The organism is Roseburia sp. TF10-5, from assembly GCF_003462365.1.
GTDB classification, from domain to species: Bacteria; Bacillota; Clostridia; order Lachnospirales; family Lachnospiraceae; genus Roseburia; species Roseburia faecis.
Window position 1 is genome coordinate 23,936 of record NZ_QTYW01000025.1, and the last position, 17,653, is coordinate 41,588.

The window sequence follows — 17,653 nt, forward strand, 5'->3', positions numbered from 1 at the left end:
TCTTTAGAATCACCGGTAACAAGCTGCTATAGGGGGAGTGAATAAACCACCGGCTTAGCCGGTGGTTCCTGATGGATATGTTTTTAATTGCTGAAAATTATCAGAGTTTTTTGACTATACCTTTAGAATTGCATTTGTATTTATGACCTTTCCATACGACTTTCCGGTTTTTTACTAATACTCCGTTTGAATCAAAGTAATATTTATGACCTTTAATTTTGACGATGTTTTGTTTGACAATAATACCATTGTGATCTACGGCATATAATCTTTTTTTCCAGGATACAAAATCGTATTTTACTCCATCAGCTGTCATAAGTGTGCCATCCGTATCGAATAGATAGGATGTATTTTCTATGGTGTAGAGACAGTCATAAACCATTTTTCCGTCTTTTTTGAAGAAGTAATAGAATCCATCCTGTTCTAGCCAATCATCTGACAGGAGAGTTCCGATACTATTCATTGCATAATAGTCTGCTCCGATTTGGGTAATTATCATATCATCCTCATCTGTCTCATCATTGGCATATGATGGATCAATATACAGGTAACCATTTGAGTTGAAATAATATAATGAGTTATCTATTTCTTTGAATCCGACAGTAAGATAAGCATATTTACGGTCGTTTGTAAGAGTGTAATATTGTTTGCCTTCTTGTGAAGTGAGCCAATGATTATATGTATTATTGGAAGTAAATTTGCCATATTGCATTAATCCGGTTTTGTCAAAAAAATAGTAGTGCTTTCCAATTTTTTGAGTACCAATAAGCGGTTGACAATTTTTGTCAAAATAATATGTATTATAATTCATGTTTACACCATCGGAACCGAAGAAATGTTGCCATCCTTTCAATTGGTTATTAGAGGATATTTGAGATCCTTTATATAAGGTGATCTTATCGTTTACGATATGATAGATTAAGGTCTTTTTTTCGGTGCCAACAGCATAACACATTCCGTATTTTGAAGCACGGGTGGAAGCTTTGTATATTTTCCAGTATCCGGTATCTTCTGCTTTGTCATCATAATATATATTTGATGCGAAAGAATATTTTGGTTGAACAGCGTTAATAAGCCGCTGAGTGTTTCCACTAGTTGTACCATGATGACATAATTTCATAATGTCACATTTTAATGCATCGCCATAATAATTACAAAGCGCTTCTGCTTCATCCTTATAACAATCACCAGCAGTAAAATATCTGGTATTGCCACAACTGAAAATCATTGCAAGAGAAGTGTTGTTTTCATAGGTTGTGTAACCGTTTCCGTTTGAATCAATATGTGGCATATAATCTACAGGGTTTACAGGACCGATTACTTTGCCTGTAATATCGCCGATTGTTAATTGGTCGTTTACACGTAAATAGTGTATATTTGTGTATGCCGATACGGAATTTTGAATTTCATCAAATTTTTTTTGATATCGTTGGCTATATGCAGAGTAGCTTCGGGAAGGAAGATACAGATTGTCGACAGTGATGCCGGAGTTGATGAGAAATTTTAATCCCGCAATGAAGTCTCCGGAAGTTCCACCGGTATGATCGGAATGCAAATGGCTAAAACATATATCGACATGGGTTAAGCCAAGCGTCTGGAGCTGATTGAGAATGGTTGGTGCATGACTATAGCGACCGATATCAATTAATAAAGCATGTCTTCTAGATTCAAGAAGAACGCAGTCTCCTTTTTCTGGGGAATCAAGGTAGATGGCGTAAATATTCATTTCCGAAATTGGAGATGCTGATACAGTCAGCGGTGTAAAAAAAGATAAGATAAAAATAAATGCAATTAATATAATAGGTAGTTCCTTTTTCATATTGTCCTCCTGTCTATTGTATTATAACAAATTTTCAGAGGAATTTCAGCATTTTTTGGGAATTAAACAGATTGCCTTTACTCATATTTATGTTATACTAAAGATAAACTGCTGTTTTTAGCTTTTGTTTTGCATGATAAAATATAATAATGAAACAAGGAGTTACACATGAGAGATATTAAAATCAGCGTTATTATGCCTGTATATCGGGTGGAAGAATATGTTGGGAAAGCAATTGAAAGCATATTGGGACAGACCTTTATGGATTTTGAATTTCTTATTGTGGACGATGGAACTCCGGATCGGAGTGGGGAAATTTGTGATGAATATGCCAAGAGAGACTCGCGTATTCAGGTAATCCACAAGGAGAATGGTGGGGCACCGAGTGCAAGAAACACAGCCATTGATCTGGCACAGGGAAAATATGTTTATTTTCTGGATTCAGATGACTGGGCAGAAAAAACGATGCTTCAGGATATGTATGATATGGCTGAAAAGTATCAGGCACAGCTTGTGGTCTGTGGTTTCTACATTGACACGTATTACGGAAACAGGCATTTGAGTGAGAAAATATATGTAGATGATAGGGTTTTTACAAATGCACAATCTTTCCGTGAAGAGGCATATCGGTATTATGATAGAAATATGTTGTATACTCCGTGGAATAAATTGTATCGATTGGATTACATAAAAGAGAATGGATTATATTTTCCACAGACTTTGTGGGATGACTTTCCGTTTAATATTAGTTATATCCGAAATGTGAAATCTGTTGTGGTTTCAACGAAAGCTTATTATCATTTCATCAGGGCGCGTGCAGAGTCAGAAACGGCAGCGTATTGTGCCAATATGTATGAAAAGCGGGAGGAAGAACATGGTTGGCTTTTAGATCTGTATAAAGAGTGGAACATAGACAGTATGCCTGCAAAAGAAATGATTGCGAGACGTTATATTGAGCGGATGATAGGCTGTGTCGCGAATGTAACGAGTTCAAAGTGCACATTATCCGGCAGGGAGCAGCGGAAACAAATCAGGAAGATGCTTCATAATCCACGGGTAGATGAGGCGCTAGAAATTGCAAAGCCACGTTCAAAATATATGAAGATTATGCTGATTCCGGTTCGTTGGAAGAACACCTATCTTACATGGCTTGAATCGGCTGTTATTACGCTCGTAAAAGAACACAATACGAAGCTTTTTGCAAAGTTGAAGGCAGGAAGATAATATGGCGATATTACAGACAAATGAATTGTTGAAAGAAAATTTGTCTAGGAAAATTGGACTACATCATCTGAATATTGGTGAAATTACAGAAATTAAGAAGATTGTATTGGAAATTGCAATCGATGTGATTACATTGTGCGAACAAAATGAGATACCATATATGCTTGGAGGAGGCTCAGCACTGGGGGCAGTGAGACATAGGGGGTTTATTCCCTGGGATGATGATGTGGATCTTAATATTCCAAGAAAATATATTCCAGAATTGCTTGCTGCAATTGAGAAGAATTATGCGGACAAGTATTATGTGGAAGCACCAATGTATACAGAAGGCTATCTGAGTTCTTTTATACAGGTACACAGAAAGAATACGGTCTTTCAAGAATACAGAAATCAGAAAAAGGAACAATGTGGAATCAAAATAGACATCTTTATTATAGAAAACACTTATGATAATCCGCTCCAGCGTCTACGACACGGAGTCGGTGTTCAGGCTGGATTGTTTTTTTTGTCCTGTTACAGAATGTACGCTTGGAGAGATGAGTTTAAGGAACTCGCACGCGGAAACCGTAAGGCTGGTTGTGTGATGTTTATAAAGCGTTGTATTGGTTGGTTGTTTGCATTGAATCCCAAGTATTTATATAAAAAAGTACAGATGGAAATGGCACGTTGCAGAGATGATGATTCAAAATATATTACCATTCCATCAGGCAGAAAACATTTTTTCGGCGAATTATACCCGAGGCATCCTTATATGGATACTGTAAAGATGGAATTTGAAGGAAACATGTTTTGTGTTACGAAAGATTATGATAATTATCTTTCCAGATTATATGGTGATTACATGACATTACCACCGGAGAATAAGAGAGAACATCACGTGCTTTATGATCTGAAACTTCTGGGACAATACAAGGAACCAAGATTGTTGGATAAGAAAGAAATACAACAGGTTTTGGTAGGAATGCTGGATGATTTTGCCGCTTATTGTGAAAAATATAAGCTGAGATATTATTTGGTTGGAGGAACCTTGTTAGGGGCAGTGAGACATAAGGGATTTATTCCCTGGGATGATGACATCGATGTTGGTATGCCGAGACCGGATTATGAGAGATTTCTGAAACTTGTAAAAACAAATCCGGTGAATGGGCATTTGCTGGCAATTTCCGGTGAAGAGGGAACACTCTCTAATCCGTATTGCGAACTGGTTCATACAGGAACGTATTTAGAACGAAACAGTTCGCAATACATTCGCGAAAAATGTCAGGTATTGCATTTGTTCGTAGATATTTTTCCACAGGATGGATGGCCGGAAGACGAAAAAGAGGCAATACGGTTATCGAGGAAGATGAAAAGGATGCGTTATATGATCCAGAATGCAAGAGCTAAAATTGGCAAGGGAACATCAATTGGACATATTATTGCAAAAACACCTCTGGTTCTTATAATGCGATGTGTTGGTTATCCGAGAATTATCCGAAAGATGAATCAAATTGCTTCCAGATATGATTATGATACAGCGAAATATGTTGGGGCAATTACATATGGAATCTATGGGGTGGGAGAACGGTGCCTACATGATGAGGTAGTGCAGTTCACGCGAGTATTATTTGAAAATCACGAGTATTTTGCTCCCGGAGGATACGAAAAATATCTGACACAGATTTTTGGTGATTATATGAAATTGCCACCGGAAAAGAAACGGAGGGATCATCAGATGAAAGTATGGGCCGATTCCAGTATAGAGATTTAACTATTCAAATCAAGATAAGTGAGGTAATTATGAAAAAATATATAGAATCATTTGTTAATTATCGTTTTTTGTTATGGGAACTGGTAAAAAAAGGAATTAAATTAAAGTATAGACGATCCTATCTTGGTATTATCTGGTCATTGCTTGAGCCGTTATTGACAATGATTGTGTTAACAATCGTTTTTGGTACAATTTTAGGAACACGTACGAAAGAATTTTCTGTATATATTCTTTGCGGACGTCTTTTGTATAATTTTTATTCAACTTCAACTAAATCAGCGTTGACATCAATACGACGAAACGCGGCTATGATTAAGAAAGTATATGTACCAAAATATTTATATACTTTGTCAAGCATTCTATATAATTATATTATTTTTTTAATTTCGCTGATTGTTCTTGTTGTTGTGGCTGCTGTATTAAATGTTCGACCAACATGGTATCTGATCCAGGCACCGATTGCTTTGATTCTTGTATTACTTCTTTCGATTGGTTGTAGTTTTATTCTTGCAACACTTGGGGTGTTTTTTCGTGATATGGAATATCTTTGGGGAGTTGCTTTGATGTTGATTATGTATATGTGTGCGATCTTTTATCAGCCAGAGAAAATCCTTGATAGTAGTTTTTCATGGATTTTAAAGTTTAATCCGTTGTATAGCATAATCAGTATTTTCAGGGATGCTGTTTTTGGTAGATTGATGAATGTTCACTATTTTTTATACGCTTTGGGATTTAGTGTAGTGACAATGGTGGTAGGATTGATAATGTTTGTTAAAAAACAGGATGATTTCATCCTACAAATATAAGAATGGAGTGTTCTATGAGCAAAGAAGATGCTATTGTATTAAAAAATATAGGAATGAAATTTAATTTAAGCAAAGAAAAAGTTGACAGTTTGAAGGATTATGTAATCCAGTCGTTACGCCATCAGATCCAATATAATGAATTTTGGGCATTGAAAGATATTAACCTTACAATTAAAAAGGGAGAAAGGGTTGGCATCCTCGGATTGAATGGTGCTGGGAAAAGTACGCTATTAAAAGTAATTGCTGGAGTATTTAAGCCAACGGAGGGAACGTTGGAAAAACATGGAAAAATTGCGCCGCTGTTGGAATTGGGAGCGGGATTTGAAAAACAATATACGGGAAAAGAAAATATTTATCTGTATGGTGCAATGCTTGGGTATACAAAACAATTTATTGATGAAAAATATGATGAGATTGTCGAATTTTCTGAATTGGGCGAGTTTATTGATGTTCCAGTGAAAAATTATTCATCCGGAATGAAGTCTAGATTGGGATTTTCAATTGCGACTATTGTTTCTCCTAAAATTCTTATTTTAGATGAAGTACTATCGGTAGGTGATGCAAAATTTCGTAAAAAAAGTGAAAAAAAAGTTATGAGTATGTTTGATTCTGGGGTGACAGTTTTATTTGTATCACATTCACTGGATCAGGTTAAACGGATATGTAATAAGGCTATGATACTTGATCATGGAAAATTGATTGCATTTGGTGAAATTGATGATATTGCATCGGTGTATGAAAAAATGATAGAGGAAAGAGAAAAAGAAGTGCCGAAGAAGAAAATAAAAAAATCTACGGCAAAGAAAGAGTAGGAGTCTTAAGATGAATATATCAATAATTTGGAAATTGTCAGCCGATGAAAATAGTAATTTAATTACCTTACAATGCTTAAAGGAACAAATAATTGCTGCAGATTTAAATGTACAGGTTTTAATTTATCAAAAGGAGAATGATGAAAAGAACAGATTTATTTCTGAATTAGAAACGCTGAAAATTAAAGCAGATAAATATGCACTGATAAATGAAAACTCATTGTATGAACATGCACAAAAACATGTAACAGGTGATATTATTACCTATCTTAATGGAGGCGATAGATGGACACCAGGTACTTTGAGACAGGTGCAGGAGATTTCAGAAAAATATTCAAAAAATAATATATTTATGCTGCGTAAGGTAATGCCTGATGGAACAGGTGGTGCGTTTGCAATGGATGAAATGAATAAGAAAATAGTTGTGCAGGATGTGACTAAAGAATTTTATTGTTATCCATTTTATTTTGGAGGTACATTTCTGAGCAATAAAGTTTTTGTGGAAAATAAATTTGACGAAACATTGGGGATGGAGACGGAGAAAGATTTTTTCTTACGTTTAATGGCAAAAGAAAAGAAATTTATTTTTCTTAATTCGCAAATTTATGAGAGTGTTGAGGTACAAGAGGGCAACAGCACTTTTTATGAAGGAATTTACAAAAGGGAATGGTATGAGGAGTCATTTACAGAGTTCTGGATACCTTTTTTAAAGAATCTTAAAGAAAAATACGGAAAAGTTCCTAGTTTTATTCAGTATCATTTTATGTTTACAGTGAAAAGCCGAATAATGAGTAATTTAAATAATCGGAACAAACATGTAATTTCACAGGGACAGGAAAAACTTTGTTTGGAGAGAATGGGACAGGCGTTCCAGTATATAGAAGATGATATCATGTTTGACTGTCAGAAAATTAAGGAAAGTCATCTGACAGATTCTATGAAATGGTTATGTGGAATTTTGAAATATGGGGGGGATTTTAAATTTGAAAAAAGATATTTGTCGGGAAATGTTTATTATGGTTCAAAAAATACAGTATTCAATAAGATTACAAATTTAAAAACAAATATTCTTTTTATGAATTATGAAAATAATATGTTGAGCATTGATGGAACGATACATCCTATTCTATATTCAATGTCAGATGATATATTTATGCTGTTTAATGGGAAAAAATATTCTTTGAAATATAATGGAAGATACGCATTGACAAAAATTTTTGGTGTCAGTGTATACAAAGGTCATTCGTTCCATGCAGATTTTCCTTTGGATAAAGTGAAAGAGTGTGAATTGTTTTGCGTGGCAGATATTGGCGGAGAAAAAATAAAAATTAATTTTTCCTATGAATCTCATTTTAGCAGAATGAGTGGTGCTTTTGCAAACAGTTACTGGTGTTTTGGTAATGTACAAAAGTATATGGCAATAAAGAATGGAGAAGGTATCAGAGTTCTTGCCATAGGGAAAAGGGAGCAGAGAAAACAGGAACATAAGTTATCAAAAGAAATGTTTTTGTCATTTAATAAACGGGCATGGCTGTTTCTTGTAATTCGAAAAGTATATTTTATGATGCGACCAATTATGAAGCATAAGCCGATTTGGATGTATCTGGACAAGATTTATAAGGGCGGAGATTCTTCTGAATATTTGTATAGATATTCTGTTGACCAAAAAGATGGGAATAAACATTATTATCTGATTGATAAGCATACAACAGATTATAAGCGATTAAAGAAAGCAGGATATAAGCCGCTTGTAAGAGGAAGCATTAAGCATCGTCTTGTATTTCTTATGGCAGATATGATGGTTATTTCAAATTCAACGGTTTTTGCTTTTAATAATTACGGACTTCCGAATTCAAGTTATGTACGTGATCTTGTTAATTTTCATGTATGCTGTGTACAACATGGTATGTCTGTACAGAAGATTGCGGTTGCACAGAATCGTTTGCGTGATAATACCAGACTTTATTTTTGTGCATCGAAATATGAAATAGAAAATCTTTCTAAACCAATTTATGATTATGTAGGTTATGATGCGTTAAAACTTACGGGAGTACCACGTTACGATGGACTTAAAAATGATGATAAGAAGCAGATTATGATCAGTCCTACATGGCGCATGCAGGCAGCTGTACCGGTACGTACCAGTGAAGGAGAACAGAGAGATTACAATCCATTGTTTAAAGAAAGCACTTATTTTCAGGTATTTAATTCTTTGATCAATGACCCGCGACTGATTGATGCTGCGAAGAAATACGGTTATCGGATTAAATATGTACTGCATCCTATTGTGAGCGCACAGGTAAATGATTTTGATAGGAATGATTATGTAGATATTATTCCTGCGGTTGGGGACATGAGCTATGAGACGATGTTTCGCGAGTCAAGCCTGATGGTAACTGATTTTTCTGGTATCCAGTTTGATTTTGCCTATATGAGAAAGCCACTGGTATATCTGCATCATAAAGACATTCCGCAGCATTATGAGGAGGGAACGTTTTTCTACGATACGATGGCATTTGGCGAAATTGCACATGATAATGATGAATTGATAGAATTATTGTGTGAATACATGGCGAATGGATGTAAAATGAAAGATGAATATGTGCGCCGTGCGGATGATTTTTTTTATTATAATGATCATAATAATTGTAAGCGCATTTATGAGATAATGGTTGATTATCAGAAAAAGAAGGTATTACCTTATTGTCATATATAAATAATATAAAATAAAAAATAGGGAGATGTTATCATGAATATTGGAGTAATTTTTGCAGGTGGTGTGGGGAAACGTATGAATAGTCGCGTGAAACCCAAACAATTTATTGATGTGTATGGAAAACCTATTATTATTCATACACTGGAATTGTTTGAGAATCATCCGGAAATTGATGCAATTACAGTTGCATGTCTGGAGGAGTGGATTCCTTATCTGCAGGAACTTTTGGAAAAATTTAATATCCATAAGGTGAAGAAGGTTGTTTCAGGAGGGGCAAGTGGTCAGGAATCCATTTATAATGGATTAAAAGCAGCAGAAGAAATTGCTTGTGGAGAAAAATCTATTGTACTTATACATGATGGAGTTCGCCCACTTATTAATGAGAAAACAATTACAGATAATATAGAGTCGGTTAAGAAGCATGGTTCTTCCATTACGTGTGTTAAAGTAAAAGAAACCGTTTTGGTTGTTGCAGAGGATAATTCTATCGAGGATGTTCCGAATCGTGCGGATACGCGTCTGGCTCGTGCACCACAGAGTTTTTATCTTGATGAAATTATTGAAGCGCACCGTAAAGCAATTGCAGAGAATAAGTTTGATTTTATTGATTCCTGTTCTATGATGCAGTATTATGGTAAAAAATTATATTTGATCGAAGGACCACAGGAAAATATTAAGATTACTACACCAGATGATTTTTATACGATGCGTGCGTTGTTGGATGCAAAAGAAGAAGCGCAGATTTATGGTTTAGAAGATTAAATTCATTTTAGATTAGGAGACCCGATATGAAAGATGTTTTAGAAGAAGATTTTGACAAGATTACAAAACGGGATATTTCATGGGATGCGTTGCGGAATAGTTCATTTGTGATTACTGGAGCAACAGGTTTGATTGGTTCTTTGATTGTGAAATATTTGCTATATGCAAATCGAACCATGAATTTTGGTGCAAAGATTTATGCAGTAGTACGTAATGTTGAAAAGGCAGATAAGATTTTTGCAGAAGAAAAAACAGATGCGTTAACTTATGTTGTGGCAGACCTGACAAAAGAAAAAGTGAACTGTGAAGGAGATTGTGATTATATTGTTCATGCTGCAGCAGTGACAGCATCGAAAGTAATGGTGTCTGATCCGGTAGGTACCATTTGTACGTCAATTGATGGAACAGAAAAAATGCTTCAACTTGCAGTGGAAAAGAAGGCGAAAGCATTTATTTATATTTCATCAATGGAAATTTATGGACAGCCGACAGTAGGTGGAAAAACTGCTGAAAAGGACTTAGGTTATGTTGATATTGAGAATGTTCGAAGCTGTTATCCGGAAGGAAAACGTATGTGTGAATGTCTGTGTACTGCATATGCGGCGCAGTATGGAGTAAATGTAATCAGCGCGAGACTGGCACAGACTTTTGGTGCGGGAATTCTTCCAACAGAAAATCGTGTGTTTGCACAATTTGCAAGAAGCGTGATGCGAGGTGAAAATATTGTACTGCATACGACTGGAGAGTCCGAAGGTAATTATGTATATACGGCAGATGCTATTGCCGCTATTATGACCCTTTTAGTGAAAGGAAAAGCTGGGGAAGCATATAATATAGCAAATGAGGATAGCCATATCACAATTCGGAATATGGCAGAGCTCGTTGCAAGAGAGATTGCAGGAGAAAAGATACAGGTGGTTATTGATATACCAGAGGATAGTGTATCACTTGGATATGCACCACCGGTAAAAATGTGGCTAGATGCTTCAAAGATGCGAGAACTCGGATGGAAACCGGAAATTGGGTTAGTTGAAGCTTATAAACGAATGATATGCTGGATGAAATAAGTTAAAGTGGTGGTATAGTTTTGATACTTATATCGTATTTTAAAAGAGGGTGAAATATGGAGTTAAAAAATAAATATGTGATTTTGCTATTAACAAATAGAGATTCAGATAATATAGGTGATCAAGTTATTGAAAATAGTGATATTGGATTATTACATGCTTTAATGAGGAATCTTGGATTTAGCAAAAGTGAGTATCAAATTAGTAGTAGATCGGCTTCTATTATTACAAAAAAATATATGAAAACAAGAGACCCTCTATTATTACAAAATGCCAAGGATGCAATATCACAGGCAGATTTGATTGTTTTTGGAGGAGCGCCAGTATTCAATTATTTGTATCAAACATTTTATGAAAGAACAGCACTAACTCTTGAAATTGCTCAGCAATTTAACAAACCTGTTATTTTTTCGGCAATTGGAATTGAGGCATATAATGAAGAAAATAAAAGGTGCCAGAGACTAAAAATAGCACTTAATATGGGATGTGTGAAACAGATCACTACACGTGACGGGATAGACAAACTTGAAAAATATAAAGTTAATGATTCTTTTGAAATAGGTCTTGTATCTGATCCGGCTGTGTTTTCTGCAACAGTATTTGATAATTTTATTGGTCAGGAGGCAATTTTAAAGTCAAATGGCAAAAAAAATGCGAAAAAGAAAATTGGCATATTTGTTATGAGAGCGAATGGATTTATAGATAATCATGTTGATTTCACGAAAGAACAATCTGCAAAATTATGGACGGATGTCATTGATATATTAAAAACCCGGGGCTATGATTATGAATTGATAACAAGTGGTAATTTTGGAGATGAAGCTTTTTTGGATTATCTTATCAGATTTTACAATGTACCGATAGAAAAATGTGTGTTTAATATGAATTTACCAGAGAACTTGTTTGTAAAAATGTCAGAATATGATGGGGTGATTTCGTGCCGCCTTCACCCTGGAATTATTTCCTTTTCGATGAATATTCCATCTGTGAATTTAATCTGGAATACGAAAGTATCAAGCTTTTATAAAAGAATAGGGTATCCTGAGAGAGCAATAGAACGTTGTGATTTTGTTGCAGAAAAGATTGTTAATAAATTGGAAAAAGCAATGAAAGAGGGCATCGTTAAAGATCCGGAATATCTCATGAGCGTATATCGGGCACTTTTTACTGGTGTAAAAAAGATTATACTTGGACCAAATTGTAACATTCAGCCTTATGATTACAAAACTTTGCTTGAAAATATCCAGAAGTTTGAGGGTACTTCATTAAAAGAACAAAATGAAAAATTAATGAGAAAGTTCAGAAGAACTTATGAAACTTGTAATGAAAGATTGAATGTGAATCAAAAACTTAGAAAAAAAATTAAAATACAAGAAGACGCTAATAAAAAAAAGTGGAAAAACACAGCTTATGTGGTTTTAACAGTGCAGACATTCATTTCATTAATTATAATTTGGATAATTGCAAGAATGAAAATGGTGAGCAAAATTCCTTTTGCGATAATTGCAATAATTTTATTTGGATTATTGATTGCAGTCTTTCAGTATATTTATCCCGGCAAGGGAATAGAGAAGAAGATAAAAAAATTATTATCCAAAATAAAAACGAAAATTTTAAAACGGTAAAAGGATAACAAAAAGTGATGGTTGCTATATTTGCAAACTGGGGATAACACATGGAAGCAACAAAGGAAAAAAAGAAAAGTAAATGGAAAATAACTGCCGGAATTATTCTGGTGGTGCAATTGGTATTGAGTCTTACAACTGTCGGAATCGTTTTGTGGCTGAATATGCTTCCGGAATTGTATGTGATGTTGTTTGGATTGATCCTGCTTTTTTTGCTGATTATGGAATACTGTCTATTTTATTTCGGGAAAAAAGGCAAAAAAAAGACAGCATGTTATGTCCGACGCACATTCGGAATCCTTTTGTCACTTGCATGTATGGTTGTATGTATCGGTGGTTCTTATATGCTTGTAAAAGCCGGAAATACCCTGGGAGATATTACTGGAAATGTAAAAACAACAGATACCGTATCGGCTTATGTCATGACGGATGATCCGGCACAGACACTGATGGATGCGAAAGACTATGTGTTTGCGATTACCGAAAAATACGATTACGAACATACCCAAAAGGCAATCGAAAAGATCAATGAAACTGTCGGGACACAGATCCACACGCAGGTGTATGATAATATTCTCGACATGGTGCAGGCATTATACGAAGGAAATGCAGATGCTATGCTTATGAATGTGGCATATGTAGACGTGGTAGAGGCACAGGATGGGTATGAAACATTTTCTTCCAGAACGCGTACCCTGTATGATCATGAGGAAGAAACGGTGGTGACGGAGGATTCACAGACGGCAGAAAAATCCATTACAACAGATCCGTTTGTCATTTATATCAGTGGTTCCGATACCAGAACCCTTACTCTTACCACCAGCCGCAGTGATGTCAATATTCTGGCAGTTGTCAATCCGTCCACGAAGCAGGTGCTTCTAATTAATACACCGAGAGATTACTACGTGGATACGGCAGCATCAGCAGGTGCAAAAGATAAACTGACCCATTGTGGAATGTATGGAATAGACTGTTCTATGGCCACACTTGGAAATCTGTATGATGAGCATGTGGATTATTATGTGCAGATTAATTTTAATGGATTTAAGACATTAGTAGATGCAGTCGGAGGAATTACCGTAGAGTCGGAGAAAGCCTTCCGGACAAGTGAAGGTGGATTTTATATCAATCAGGGAACCAATCAGTTAAATGGTACGGTGGCGCTTTCCTACGTGCGGGAGAGAAAATCTTTTGCAGATGGGGATAATTCCAGAGGACGTCATCAGATGCAGGCAATTGAAGCACTGATTAAGAAGATTTCTTCCGGAACAACGGTGCTTAGCAACTATTCAGCAATTATGGATAGTATGTCAGGGATGTTTACGACAAGTATGAGTTCAGAGGATATTTCTGCATTGGTAAAAATGCAGTTGTCGGATCTGGCTTCCTGGAATGTAAAGTCTTATGCAGTTACAGGAACCGGCGGATCATCGACGACCTACTCCATGCCTACGAAACGAAGCTATGTCATGTATCCGGATGAGGTGCAGGTAAAATATGCAGAGCAGCTTGTCAATAAAGTCGTTGAGGGACAGATCCTGACAGATGCCGATCTGGAGATTCCGGATAATATCGTACAGTAGTGAAAATTTACAGTGAGGAAAAGATATGAAGTTCCGAGAACAAACAGCTAAGAAAAAGAGAATCCGGCAGATCGCGGGGATGTTTCTGGCAGTTACCGTGCTGCTGGCGGGGAGTCCATATATCGCAGAGGCTGCAGAGATTGTCAAAGATACGGATGGAACTGCATATGCGCAGGATGCGGCAGGATTTGTCTATCAGATTCCAAAAGGTGCAACAACGAAAAAAGGTTGTTCCATTTATATGTATACGGGAGAAAAAAGCACAGTTACCTTTCCTGCAAAATGTAATTCCTACGTAGTTACTAACATCGGAACGAATCTTGGCCAGCTGATTCTGACAAATTTGCAGACGGTAAAGATCCCATCAGGATATACCACGATTGAAACACAGGCGTTTCAGAATCAGACGGATTTGTACCAAATTGAGATTCCGGCCAGCGTAAAAACGATTGGAATAGATGCATTTGCAGGATGTAACAAGGCAAGGCTTACGATAGTTACTCCGTATGGTTCTGCGGCGGAAACGTATGCGAAAGCAAACGAAATTCATTATAGCAGTCAGACATCTTTACAAATACAGGCAGGGTATAGTAAACTGTATGTGGGAGAGAGCCGATCCATTGTCGTATTGAATGCTTCTGTGGCACCCGTCTGGAAAAGTTCAAATAGCAGTGTGGTATCGGTAGATGCGGATGGAAGGCTGACGGCGAAAAAAGCCGGAACTGTAAAAATAACGGCAACCATTGGCAAAAAAACTTATACATATCCCTATACGGTGATTGCGCGTTCCCAGAAAAACGTGCTTGATATTATCTGGAATCAGTATGTGACCTCCGGGATGAGCGATTATGAAAAGGCAGTTGCCGCCCAGCAGTGGATGCAGCAGAATGTTTCCCCGAATGGAACATCGGTTCTGGCACAGAAAGCACTCGAGCAGGGCAAGGCAAATTATAAGGGGTTTTGTGAAGCTTATCAGTTGATTATGAAGCACTATGGCATATCCGCAAAAGTGGTCAACGGCAAAAAACACATGGAAAATTCTGTCGTGATCGCCGGTAAAAAATATACAGCATCAACGCTGGAAACTTCAGCGAATGCAGATAAAACATATACTACAACAACCATCCCGGGACTTGCGGTGAACCGGGTAACCATGGTTCTTTCCAAAGGCAGGACCGGCACGTTTAAAGTGACCGGACAAAGCAAAGGAATTACCTGGTCCAGCAGCAACACGAAGGTTGCGGTAGTAAATGCCAGTGGCAAAGTGACGGCAAAGGGTACCGGCACAGCCAAAGTAACATTGAAAGTAAACGGGAAAACATTTGCCTGCACCGTTTGCGTAAATCCATGAAAAGATTGAAAGGAGAAATTGAAAGAATGAAAAAAGTAATGAAGAGGGTAATTACGGCATGTCTGGCTTTTGCCATGATTCTGGCGCTGGTGACACCGGCATCTGTGGAGGCAGCCACAAAGAATGAGAGCTTAACACTTTATAAGGGAGAAACCTATACCTGGTATCTTACCGGTGTGAAATCTTTAAGTAGTGCGTCAAGCACCAAGAAAGCAGTTGCAACAGTAAAAGCCAATAAATCGAAAAAGCAGTATACCATTTCTGCAAAGAAAGCAGGAACTTCGGTTGTAACTATAAAAGGGAAAGATTATTACGGACATACGCAGTCTTTAAAGATAAAAGTAACGGTTGCGGAGCCGAAGTTTGACGTTAAGCTTCAGAAACTGGATGGAAATTATATTCTGATCCGTGTGAAAAACAATACGAAGGCAACGTTTGACCGGTTGGCGGTACGCTACTCATTAAAGAACAGTTCCGGATCTGAGGTTGCAGCAAAAGATGAGATTGTTTATCGTGTAATGAGTGGAAAGACTGCATACGAAAGTATTTATGTCTCATCTGCGGCAGATGTTGATATTTCGCAGTCCAGTGTAAAGATTACGGCATTTGACAGAAATCCGGAACAGAAATATAAAGTGCTGGGAAAAGATAAGCTTTCCGTTACTGTCACAGATGAACAGGTATCAGATTCCAGTATTTCATTTAAGCTGAAAAAGGTAAACAAAACAAGTCAGTATGTGTATGGAGAAATTTATATTATCAGCTATGATGCAAACGGAACCATCATAGATGTATCTACCAGCTCCTTATACCTGGATAAAAAGGAAACAAAAACTACTTCGGAAACCGTTTCCAAGAGCCCTTACAGCCATCCGAATTTCGACCATTATGAGATCGTATACGGTGGATACTATACAAAAAAATAAATTTCGGTCATTCTTAGATGATTATAAGGATAAGGGTGGAATCATTGTGATTCTGCCCTTGTTTTATTGAAAATGAGGGTGATAAAATAAAAAATTCAGAAAACGGTTAAGAAATGGAAAAGATGTCCGATATATATTGTGTAGGTAAACAAAAAGAACGCCAATCATGGAAGGGAGGCGCGTTACCGCAGCAATCAAGGACAGATATCAGACAATTGTACCCGTAGGAAGCATCATTGCGATTACCTATCAGTCTCCACGTGAGAATCATGGGGAATCCCAGATGAAGCAGAAGAAGGCATCGTTTGCAGGCATGCTGGATCAGCAGATGCAGATGCTCAGTGTTGGAAAGGAGGAGAATTCAACATTTCAGATATATTGCTAGAACATAACGATTAAACGCCGTGTCGGTACCAGTGTATGAGTATACGATGCGGCGTTTTTGTGTTATGATAAAAAAGTAAAAAATCGGCAGCAGATTGGATAAAAGGAGTACAACAATCATGATCAGAAATATTATTTTTGACGTAGGAAAAGTCTTAGTTTCTTATGAACCGGATGCTTATATGGAAAGCCTTGGTATCAGTAAAGAAAATCAGAAAAAAATTAATGCGGCAATGTTTGAAAATAAATTGTGGGATGCATCGGATCAGGGGCTTGGCACTCCGGATGAATTCTTACAGAAATTTATTGCGGGAGCACCCGAACTGGCAGACGAAATTACGAAAATCCATAAAACCGTCGGAAATACCGTGGAACTGTTCCCGTATGCCATGGAATGGATTCTCGATCTGAAGGCAAGAGGATATCATGTGTATATCCTTTCCAACTATAGTGAAAACATGCTGGATCAGACAAAGGATAAACTGAAATTTCTTCCGCTTATGGATGGCGTTGTTTTTTCATATAAAATAAAGAAAATGAAGCCGGATCCGGAAATTTATGAATATCTGTGTGATGAATACTGGCTGGAACCGGAAGAAAGCGTATTTATTGATGATCGTCCGGTAAATATAAAAGGAGCAGAAACCTGTGGCATTCATGGGATTGTTTTCCGATCCTATGAGCAGGCAAAAAAGGAGCTGGATGAGTTTCTTAAGGAATTCTAATATTGCTGACTTGAAAAAGTAAATTCCAGTGCAGGGGTAAATTCCACCACGCTTTAAAATTCTTTGATTTTTTAGAATTGTGGGAGGCTAAATCCTTATAAAA

General features: G+C 36.8%; 14 protein-coding genes. 13 read left to right on the forward strand and 1 reads right to left on the reverse strand.

Going from position 1 to position 17,653, the window contains the following annotated elements; genetic code table 11:
* Positions 1 to 100 precede the first annotated feature (100 nt).
* Positions 101 to 1,819 carry an MBL fold metallo-hydrolase gene (locus tag DXD06_RS15700; protein WP_055262278.1) on the reverse strand — a complete coding sequence of 573 codons (1,719 nt, stop codon included), beginning with the start codon at positions 1,817 to 1,819 and terminating at the stop codon, positions 101 to 103.
* A gap of 168 nt (positions 1,820 to 1,987) precedes the next feature.
* Between DXD06_RS15700 and DXD06_RS15705 the strand changes: the two genes are divergently transcribed.
* From DXD06_RS15705 to DXD06_RS15765, 13 genes are all read left to right on the forward strand, one after another.
* Complete coding sequence (locus DXD06_RS15705) at positions 1,988 to 3,043, forward strand: glycosyltransferase family 2 protein (protein WP_055262276.1); 1,056 nt, start codon at positions 1,988 to 1,990, stop codon at positions 3,041 to 3,043.
* Position 3,044: 1 nt separating this feature from the next.
* Positions 3,045 to 4,793: a LicD family protein gene (locus DXD06_RS15710; RefSeq protein WP_055262274.1), complete on the forward strand. Its 1,749-nt coding sequence runs from the start codon at positions 3,045 to 3,047 to the stop codon at positions 4,791 to 4,793.
* 29 nt (positions 4,794 to 4,822) lie between these two features.
* Positions 4,823 to 5,599 (forward strand): ABC transporter permease, encoded by a 777-nt coding sequence (locus DXD06_RS15715; protein WP_055262422.1) that lies wholly within the window; start codon positions 4,823 to 4,825, stop codon positions 5,597 to 5,599.
* Positions 5,600 to 5,613: 14 nt separating this feature from the next.
* Positions 5,614 to 6,411 (forward strand): ABC transporter ATP-binding protein, encoded by a 798-nt coding sequence (locus DXD06_RS15720; protein WP_055262272.1) that lies wholly within the window; start codon positions 5,614 to 5,616, stop codon positions 6,409 to 6,411.
* A gap of 10 nt (positions 6,412 to 6,421) precedes the next feature.
* The gene (locus DXD06_RS15725) at positions 6,422 to 9,127 is read left to right on the forward strand and encodes a CDP-glycerol glycerophosphotransferase family protein (protein WP_055262270.1); all 2,706 of its coding nucleotides are present in this window, start codon (positions 6,422 to 6,424) and stop codon (positions 9,125 to 9,127) included.
* 33 nt (positions 9,128 to 9,160) lie between these two features.
* The gene (gene ispD / locus DXD06_RS15730) at positions 9,161 to 9,889 is read left to right on the forward strand and encodes a 2-C-methyl-D-erythritol 4-phosphate cytidylyltransferase (RefSeq protein ID WP_055262269.1); all 729 of its coding nucleotides are present in this window, start codon (positions 9,161 to 9,163) and stop codon (positions 9,887 to 9,889) included.
* A gap of 26 nt (positions 9,890 to 9,915) precedes the next feature.
* Entirely contained in the window at positions 9,916 to 10,956 is a 1,041-nt protein-coding gene (locus DXD06_RS15735) for an NAD-dependent epimerase/dehydratase family protein (RefSeq protein ID WP_117833047.1), read from the forward strand.
* A 56-nt stretch (positions 10,957 to 11,012) separates the two neighbouring features.
* Entirely contained in the window at positions 11,013 to 12,581 is a 1,569-nt protein-coding gene (locus DXD06_RS15740; RefSeq protein ID WP_117833049.1) for a polysaccharide pyruvyl transferase family protein, read from the forward strand.
* A gap of 50 nt (positions 12,582 to 12,631) precedes the next feature.
* The gene (locus DXD06_RS15745) at positions 12,632 to 14,164 is read left to right on the forward strand and encodes an LCP family protein (RefSeq protein WP_117833052.1); all 1,533 of its coding nucleotides are present in this window, start codon (positions 12,632 to 12,634) and stop codon (positions 14,162 to 14,164) included.
* A gap of 25 nt (positions 14,165 to 14,189) precedes the next feature.
* A complete protein-coding gene (locus DXD06_RS15750) occupies positions 14,190 to 15,515 on the forward strand; it encodes an Ig-like domain-containing protein (protein WP_117833054.1) in 1,326 nt (441 codons plus the stop codon).
* Positions 15,516 to 15,541: 26 nt separating this feature from the next.
* Positions 15,542 to 16,441 (forward strand): hypothetical protein, encoded by a 900-nt coding sequence (locus DXD06_RS15755; protein ID WP_117833056.1) that lies wholly within the window; start codon positions 15,542 to 15,544, stop codon positions 16,439 to 16,441.
* Between the two features lie 166 nt (positions 16,442 to 16,607).
* Positions 16,608 to 16,826, forward strand: a complete 219-nt coding sequence (locus tag DXD06_RS15760; protein WP_022045448.1) for a hypothetical protein — start codon at positions 16,608 to 16,610, stop codon at positions 16,824 to 16,826.
* A gap of 118 nt (positions 16,827 to 16,944) precedes the next feature.
* Positions 16,945 to 17,550 carry an HAD family hydrolase gene (locus DXD06_RS15765; protein WP_117833057.1) on the forward strand — a complete coding sequence of 202 codons (606 nt, stop codon included), beginning with the start codon at positions 16,945 to 16,947 and terminating at the stop codon, positions 17,548 to 17,550.
* The last annotated feature ends 103 nt before the right edge of the window (positions 17,551 to 17,653 follow it).